Here is an 8,409-nt window from a genome sequence, read left to right as displayed (position 1 = left end):
CCGCTCGGGGAACGCCTCGCGGCCCACCTGGAGGGTGTAGGCCACGTCCCGCAGCGCGGCGTCGCCCGGCTTCTCTTCGCCCTGCTTCTCGTCGCGCAGCCGCGCCGCCAGCGCCCCGGCCTTCCGCCGCAGCTGTGAATCGGTCTTCGCGGACAGCGGTACGAGCTGCCGCCGGGGCGCTGGCGGCGCGGCTGCGCGACGAGAAGCAGGGCGAAGAGAAGCCGGGCGACGCCGCGCTGCGGGACGTGGCCTACACCCTCCAGGTGGGCCGCGAGGCGTTCCCCGAGCGGCTCGCCGTGTCGGCCGACTCGATGAGTGAACTGATCGAGCGGCTGGAGGCGTTCGCGGGCGGCGCCGACGCCGCCCGGGGCGCACACCGGGGGCGGGCCCCCGAAGACCGTACGGGCGGGCAGGCCCCGACCGCGGCCGGGCGCGATGTGGACGAGCTCGCCGCGGCCTGGGCCACCGGCGCGGCGGTGGACTGGCCACGGCTGCACACCGGCGGCGCGCCCCGGCGGATCCAGCTGCCCGGCCACCCCTTCGAGCGCGAGGTGTTCCGCCACGTCTGGGCCGACGGCGCCCCGGCCGAGACGCCCGGCCATGACACCGCGCCGCCGCGCCCGGCCGCCGGAGCCGTGCCCTCCGTCCTGGTGGAACTCGACGCGGCGGCCGAGGAACACCTGCGGGCCGATCCGTCGGCCGCGGACATCGAAGCCGCGCTCCGCAACGATGTGATGGTCCGCGAACTGGCCAAGGTCTGCCGGGAGATGCTGTTCGCCTCGCTGCGCCGGATGGAGGTCTTCCAGGCCCCCGGCGAGCGCCACGGCGCGCCTGCGCTGATCCGGCGGCTGGGCGTCGTGGACGAGCACACCTCGCTGTTCCGCGCGCTGCTCGGCATCCTCACCGACGACGGGCTGCTGCGCGCCGAGGGCGAGGAACTGGTCACCACCGACCGGGTCGCCGACCCCGCGCTGGTGCGCTGGGAGCCGGACCGGCTGGAGGCCCTCAAGCGCGAGGTGACCGGCCACTACCCGGAGATGGAGGGCTACTTCCGGCTGCTGACCTCCTGCCTGGAGGAGTTCCCGGCCATCCTCACCGGCCGCCGGAAGGCCCATGAAGTCCTCTTCCCCGACGGTTCCTTCGACGCGGTGGAGGCCGTCTACCACAGCGATCAGGACACCAACGCCCTGGTGGCCCAGCTGGTCGCCGCGTACGCGCGGGCCCGGTTGGCCCGCGACCCGGGCGCGGAGGTGTCCGTGTTGGAGATCGGCGCGGGCACCGGCGGCACGACCGCGAAGGTGCTGCCCGCGCTGGACGGCCTCCAGGACCGGCTGCGCTACGCGTACACCGACATCTCGCGCAGCTTCACCCTGTACGGGCGCAACCGGTACGCCAAGGACCACCCGTTCCTGAGCTTCCAGCAGCTGGACATCGAGTCCCCGCCGGCCGAGCAGGGCTTCGAGGCGGGCGCCTACGACGTTGTGCTGGCCTGCAACGTGCTGCACGCGACCCGGCGGATCGACGACTCGCTGGCCCACGCCCGGCAGCTGCTGCGGCCCGGCGGTGTGCTGATCCTGCTGGAGACCACCCGGGTGCAGGAGTTCTTCACCCTCACCTTCGGCCTGATGGCCGGCTGGTGGGCGTTCCAGGACCACGAGCGCAGGCTGCCCGGCTCGCCGCTGCTGAGCGTCGCCCTGTGGCGCCAGGCCCTGGAGCAGGGCGGCTTCCGCGCGGTGCGCAGCCTGTCGCTGGCGCCGGTGCGCGAGGACCAGGCGTACCAGGCCGTCGTCCTGGCGGAGAACGAGGGGGCCCTGACGGACACCACTGCCGCCCTCCCGCCGCTCCCGGCGCAGACCCCGGTGGCCGCCGCCCCGGTGACCGTCCCGGCGGAGCCGCCGGTGGCCGCGGAGCCCGTACCGGTCACCGACCACGTACCGGTCACCGACCACGTACCGGTCACCGACCACGTACCGGTCGCGGAGGCCGCTGAGGCCGCGGAGGCCGCCGCGGGCTCGCTCCAGGCCATGGTGGTCGACGCCTGGCGGGAGGTGCTGGGCGTCGCCTCGGCACGCCCGGAGGACGACTTCCAGGAGCTCGGCGGCGACTCGATCCTCGCGACCCAGGTCATCTCCCGGCTCAAGAGCGGCTTCCCGATCGAGCTGGACCTGGGCGAGCTGTTCCAGGCCCGCACCCTGGCCGACATGGTCGCCATGCTCGAAGCGGAGCTGGTCGAGCGCATTGAAGAACTGCCCGAAGACACCGTTGCCACCTTGCTCGCGTGAGTCGCGGAAAGCCGCGGACAGTCACAAAAAGCTGAGGAAAGCCGCATATCCCGAAGGAGTTCTCCCGCCATGTCCCCCGAAGACCTCGCCACCACGCGCAAGGCGCAACTGTCCCCGGCGAAGCGGGCGCTGCTGGAGAAGCTGAGCGGCGCCAAGCGGTCGGCGGGCACCACGCGCACCACCGGCATCCCACGCCGCCCCGCCGGCGACCGTCCGCCGCTCTCCTTCGCCCAGCGCCGGCTGTGGTTCCTCAACGAGATGGTGCCCGACAGCGCCGCGTACAACGTCCCGATGAGCTTCCGGCTGCGCGGGCCGCTGCGCCACGAGGTGCTGCAGCGCGCCGTGGCGGAGGTGGTGCGTCGGCACGAGTCGCTGCGCACCCGCCTCCCCAGCGAGAACGGCGAACCGTGGCAGGAGATCCTGGACCACCTCGACGTCCCGGTCGAGCTCGTCGACCTCACCGCGGATCCGGCCCGGCTCGACGCGCTCATCTACGACGAGGGGCGTCGCCCGTTCGACCTGGCGGCCGGGCCACTGCTGCGGGTCACCCTCTACCGCCTGGGGGCCGAGTCGCATGTGGTGTTGCTGAACGCCCATCACGTGGTGGTCGACGGCTGGTCGCTGGGGCTGTTCTGGCAGGAACTGTTCACTTTGTACGAGGCCCTCGCGGCGGGCCGGCCCTCCCCGCTGGCCGAGCTGCGCGTGCAGTATGCGGACTTCGCCGTATGGCAGCGGAACCACCTCACAGGCGAGCGCCTCGAAGCCCAGCTCGACTACTGGCGCAAGCAGCTGGCTGACGGCACGGAACCCCTGGAACTGCCGCTGGACCGGCCGCGGCCACCGATCCAGACCTTCGCGGGCGGGGACCTCAGACAGCACTACCCCGGCTCCCTGCGCACCGAACTCGTCCAGTTGTGCCGCCAGGAGGGCGTCAGTCTGTTCGTCCTGCTGCTCGGCGCGCTGAACGTCCTGCTGCACCGCTACACCGGCCAGACCGGCATCCCGGTCGGGTCACCGGTGACCAACCGGACGCAGGTGGACATCGAGCCGCTCATCGGCATGTTCGTCAACACCCTGGTCTACCGGACGGACCTGTCCGGCGATCCGGACTTCCGCGAGGTGCTGCGCCGGGCCCAGGAAGTGGTCAACGGCGCTCAGCAGCACCAGGAGCTGCCGTTCGAGGTCCTGGTCGACGCGCTGCAACCGGAGCGGTACCTCTCGCAGAACCCGCTGTTCCAGGTCTGTTTCAACTTCCTGCCCGCCAGGGACCTCAAGCCCGGCGACGAGCTGACCATCGAGGAGATCGAAGGCATCCGGATCGACACCTCCAAATTCGATCTGTGGATCAGCGTCGTCGACTGCACCGACACGCTTCTGGTCGAGGTGGAGTACAACTCGGACGTCTTCGAGCCCGACACCGTGCGGCGGATGATGGACGCCTTTCGGGTCGTGCTGGAGTCCGCGGTGGCCGGCCCTGAGGTGCCCATCTCGCGGCTCGCGGTGGTGCCGGAGGCGGAGCGCCGCAAGGTCGTCGAGGAATGGAACGACACCGGCAGGACGTTCGACGGCGGGGGCAGCTGCTTGCACGACCTGATCGCGGCCCAGGCGCTGCGCACGCCCGACGCCCCCGCGCTCGTCTTCGGCGGTGAGCGGCTCACCTACGCGGAACTCGACAGCCGGTCCAATCGACTGGCCCGCTGGCTGCGCCGACGCGGAGCCGGCCCCGAACGGTTCGTCGCGGTGTGCGCGGAGCGTTCGCTGGAACTGGTCGTCGCCCTGCTCGGCGTGGTCAAGGCTGGGGCGGCGTACGTGCCGGTGGACCCCGCCTATCCAGTACGCCGTCAGGAGTTCATGCTCGCCGACGCCGACCCGGCCATCCTGCTCACCCAGGAACACCTGGTGCCCGTGCTGCCATCGACGCGGGCCGACGTGATCGCCATCGACACCCGCTGGACGGAGATCGCTGGTGAGTCCGACGCGCCGGTGGAGCACGGGGCGGACCCGGACACCCTCGCCTATATGATCTACACATCGGGATCCACCGGCCGCCCCAAGGGTGTGCTGAACACCCATCGGGGCATCGTCAACCGGCTGCTGTGGATGCAGGACCGGTACCGTCTGGACAGCTCGGACCGGGTGCTGCAGAAGACGCCGTTCAGTTTCGACGTGTCGGTCTGGGAGTTCTTCTGGCCCCTGATGGCCGGCGCGACCCTGGTCGTCGCGCGGCCCGAAGAGCACAAGGACCCGGCGCGGCTGGCCGCCGTGATCCGTGGGGAGCGCGTCACCACCGCCCACTTCGTGCCGTCGATGCTTCAGGTGTTCCTCGCCCAGGACGGCGTGGCCGACGCGTGCGCGGGCCTGAGGCGGGTGGTGTGCAGTGGTGAGGCGCTGCCGTTCGCCCTGCAGGAGCGGTTCTTCGAGCGGCTGCCAGGAACGGAGCTGCACAATCTGTACGGCCCCACCGAGGCGGCCGTCGACGTCACCGCCTGGCAGTGCGTACCCGGTGACGCGCGAGGGATCGTGCCGATCGGCCGCCCGATCGCCAACACCCGGCTCTACGTCCTGGACCCGCACCTCAACCCGGTTCCGGTCGGCGTCGTGGGCGAGCTGTACATCGGCGGTGTGCAGGTGGCCCGCGGCTACCACAACCGCCCCGAGCTCACCGAGGAGCGGTTCGTCCGAGACCCTTTCGGCTCGCCGGACGACCGGCTGTACCGCTCCGGAGACCTGGCGCGGCTGTTGCCCGACGGGGCGATCGAGTACCGCGGCCGGGCGGACTTCCAGGTCAAGGTCCGCGGTATCCGGATCGAGCCCGGCGAGGTCGAGGCCGCGCTGGCGCGTCACCCGGATGTGCGGGAGGCTGCCGTGATCGCCCGCGACGACGAGCGCGGCGTCGGCCACCAGCGACTGGTCGCCTATGTCGTGCCCGGCACGGACGTCGAGCGCGCTACCGCCACCGGCAGCGCCGCGGCCCTGCCCGACCAGGACCCGATGGCACAGCGGGTCGCGGAGTGGGCGGCGGTGTTCGACGAGGCGTACGTACAGGACGCCGACCCGCGCGAGGCGGACTTCAACATCACGAGCTGGAACAGCAGCTACACCGGCGAGCCCCTGCCGCCCGAGGAGATGCGGGAGTGGGTGGAGGGCACCGTCGCGCGCATCCTGGCGCTCAAACCGCGACGGGTGCTGGAAATCGGATGCGGCACCGGTCTGCTGCTCTCCCGGATCGCCCCGCACTGCGAGGCCTACCACGGAACCGACATCTCCGCGGCCGCCCTGGACTTCGTGCGCACCCGACTTGTGGCACAGCGACCCGAGCTCTCCGGCGTCGAACTCTCGCAGCGAGCCGCCCACGAGGTGGCCGGGCTGTCCGGTGAGCCCTTCGACGTGGTGGTGCTCAACTCCGTCGCCCAGTACTTCCCCGACGGCGCCTATCTGCGCACCGTACTGGACCAAGCGCTGAACAGTATGGGCGACGATGGAGCGCTCTTCGTGGGCGACCTGCGGAACCTGGCCCTCCTGGAGGCCTTCCACACGGATGTGGAGCTGCGCCGTGCACAAGCGAAGCAGCCGGTCGGGAGGTTGCGGGGGCGGATCGCCCGGCAGTGCCACCAGGACCAGGAGCTGCTGGTCCACCCGGAGTTCTTCACGACACTGCGCTCCGGGCGGCCGGATCTCCAGCGCGTGGAGATACAGCTGCGGCGGGGCCAGTACGACAACGAACTGACCCGTTACCGCTACGACGCCGTACTCCATCTCGGAGAGCCCGCCGCGAGCGGCGACGAAGCCGTCGTCACCCTCGACTGGCCGGACAGCGGAGGCGTCGAGCAGGTGCGCCGGCGGCTCACCGAGCAGCGCCCCGGGGCGCTCGTGGTGCTTGGCGTGCCCAACGCCCGGCTGGCCGGCGTCAACGCCAAGCGGGAGGAACTGCGCCGCAAGGACGGCGGGGAGATCGTCGGCGAGCTGATCCGCGAGCCGGTGCTCGACCCGGACGCGCACGTCGACCCGGAGGTCTGGTGGCGGCTCGGCGAGGCCGTCGGCTACCCGGTGCGGGTGGAGTGGATGCCGCGGACCACCGACGGCAGCTACGCAGTCGTGTTCAGCCGCGCCGGTACCCACCCGCTCCCGGTGCGGCGGACGCCGCCGGGCCCGCCGGAGGAACTGACCAACGACCCGGTGTTCAACCGCGCGGCAGGTGAGCTGGTGCGCGGGTTGCGCCGCTACCTTGAGGACCTGGTGCCGGACTACATGATCCCGTCCGGGTTCGTGGCCATGCGCACCCTCCCGGTCACCGTCAACGGCAAGCTGGACCGCGCCGCGCTGCCGCCGGTGCTCGACCACGGGGACCAAGACGCCTCCGCCGAACCGACCACCGCGACCGAGCGCGTGCTGGCCGACCTGTGGGCGGAAGTGCTCGGCCTGGACGGAGTCGGGGTGCACACCAACTTCTTCGAACTCGGCGGCGACTCGATCCACACCATCCACGTCGTGGCCAAGGCCAGCCATCACGGCCTGGAGTTCTCCCCCCAGATGGTCTTCCGACACGGCACGATCGCCGCGCTGGCAGCCGCCCTGGACGAGGCGTCGGCCCCGGCCGACAGCCCCGCGCCCCAGGCGCCCGCCACCTCCGACGCGGACCCCGACGCGAGGCTGCGCGAGCTCCGCGCGGCTCCCGGCGTGGTCGACGTATACCCGCTCTCCCCGTTCCAGCGGTGGGCGCTGGGGCGCTGGCGGGAGCGCCCCGAACCCGGCGCGTTTCTCGCGCGCCGGATGCAGATCCTGCGGATCCCCGAAATCGACCGGGCCGCGTTCACCGACTCCTTCCAGCGGGTGATCGACCGGCATCCGGCGCTGCGTACCAGCTTCGCTTGGGAGGGGCTCGCCGAGCCGGTGCAGGTGGTGCACGAGAAGGCGGCCGCCGAGGCGAGCTTCGCCGACTGGCGCGGCCTGCCCGAGGCCGAGCAGAACGCCCGGCTCGCCGAGCACCTGCGCGCGGACCGGGAGCGAGGCGCCGACCTGGGCACGCCCTCCGCGCTGCGCTACCTGATCGTCCAACTCGACGCGGACACGGCTCTGACGGTAGTGACGATGAACTACTTCTGCGTGGACGGCTGGAGCTTCGACATCGTCACCGGGCAACTGCTCGAGTCGCTGGCCGCGGCGGCCGAAGGACGCGAGCCCGGGCCGGTGCCGGAAGCCCTGCCGTTCAAGGAGTTCGTCCAGGGCGTGCGCGGCCAGGACCAACTCCCCGCCGAGCGGTACTGGCGGCGGGAGCTGGCCGGGCTGCGCCGACCCACCTCGCTGTCCCAGGCCATACGGCGGCATCTGCCCGCGGGCCCCGCGGAGGCGGGCGGCGCCCGCCAGATGATCACCCTGGACCGGGATACCGCCGTGGGCCTGCGGCGGCTTTCCCAGGGCAGCCACCTTCCGCTCAACGCACTGTTCCAGGCGGCATGGGCACTGGTGAACGCGGCGTTCACTGGCTCCGCGGACGTGGCGCACGGCGTGCTGCTGGCCGGTCGCTCCTCGTCGGTGGTCGGCGTCGACGCGCTCTCCGGAGTGGTGGGGCCGACCTTCAACATCCTGCCACTGCGTACCCGGCTGGACCTCGGCCGCCGCGCGGGGGAGTTCCTGAAGGGGCTGTACAACGGGCTGATCGAGATGGGCGGCCATGAGACCACCCCGCTTGACGCCGTGCTCGGGTGGAGCGAGCTGCCGAAGGGAGAGCTGCCCTGCGAGAGCTACACCGTGTTCCAGAACGTCGGCGTGGACTCCAGCGAGCTGTCCGGGGCCGCGTTCTTCGACTCCAAGATGGGCTTCCCGCTGCGGCTCGACATCTTCCCGACCAACACGATCACCATGCACCTGTCCTACCGGCGGGAACTGCTCCCCGACGCCGCCGCGACCCGGCTGCTGCTCGGCCTGGTGTCCGTACTGGAAGCCATGTTGGACGGCGCCGAGCAGCCGGTCGGCCAGTTGGCCGAGGCGGCGCTGCGGGAGCGCCCCGCCCCGGTCGGCCTGGACGTCTTCCACGACGGCGAGTTCCGGGTCGGTGACATCCGGCGGCTGCAGGACGGTGACCGGGTGTGAGGAGGCCGATCGTCTTTCTGTTCTCCGGCCAGGGCTC

Annotated in this window: 3 protein-coding genes; 2 read left to right on the top strand and 1 reads right to left on the bottom strand. The window is 71.7% G+C overall.

Annotated elements, in window-relative coordinates:
• Positions 1 to 111: KS-MAT linker domain-containing protein (locus tag CCN51_RS60050; protein WP_425444770.1), on the bottom strand; the 111-nt coding region annotated here is incomplete at its 3' end.
• A gap of 23 nt (positions 112 to 134) precedes the next feature.
• Between CCN51_RS60050 and CCN51_RS22170 the strand changes: the two genes are divergently transcribed.
• Positions 135 to 2,282 carry a class I SAM-dependent methyltransferase gene (locus CCN51_RS22170; RefSeq protein WP_245881667.1) on the top strand — a complete coding sequence of 716 codons (2,148 nt, stop codon included), beginning with the start codon at positions 135 to 137 and terminating at the stop codon, positions 2,280 to 2,282.
• Between the two features lie 69 nt (positions 2,283 to 2,351).
• Positions 2,352 to 8,372: a non-ribosomal peptide synthetase gene (locus CCN51_RS22165; RefSeq protein ID WP_014182214.1), complete on the top strand. Its 6,021-nt coding sequence runs from the start codon at positions 2,352 to 2,354 to the stop codon at positions 8,370 to 8,372.
• Positions 8,373 to 8,409: the final 37 nt, after the last annotated feature.

This window comes from Streptomyces milbemycinicus, from assembly GCF_002154605.1.
In the GTDB taxonomy this organism is placed as follows: Bacteria; Actinomycetota; Actinomycetes; order Streptomycetales; family Streptomycetaceae; genus Streptomyces; species Streptomyces milbemycinicus.
The sequence above is the reverse complement of the archived record's forward strand: the minus strand, read 5'-3'. Positions and strand labels throughout refer to the sequence as shown.

Excerpts from the sequence above, each read along its gene's own strand:
- CCN51_RS22165 (WP_014182214.1), top strand. The coding sequence starts at position 2,352 with ATGTCCCCCGAAGACCTCGCCACCACGCGCAAGGCGCAACTGTCCCCG.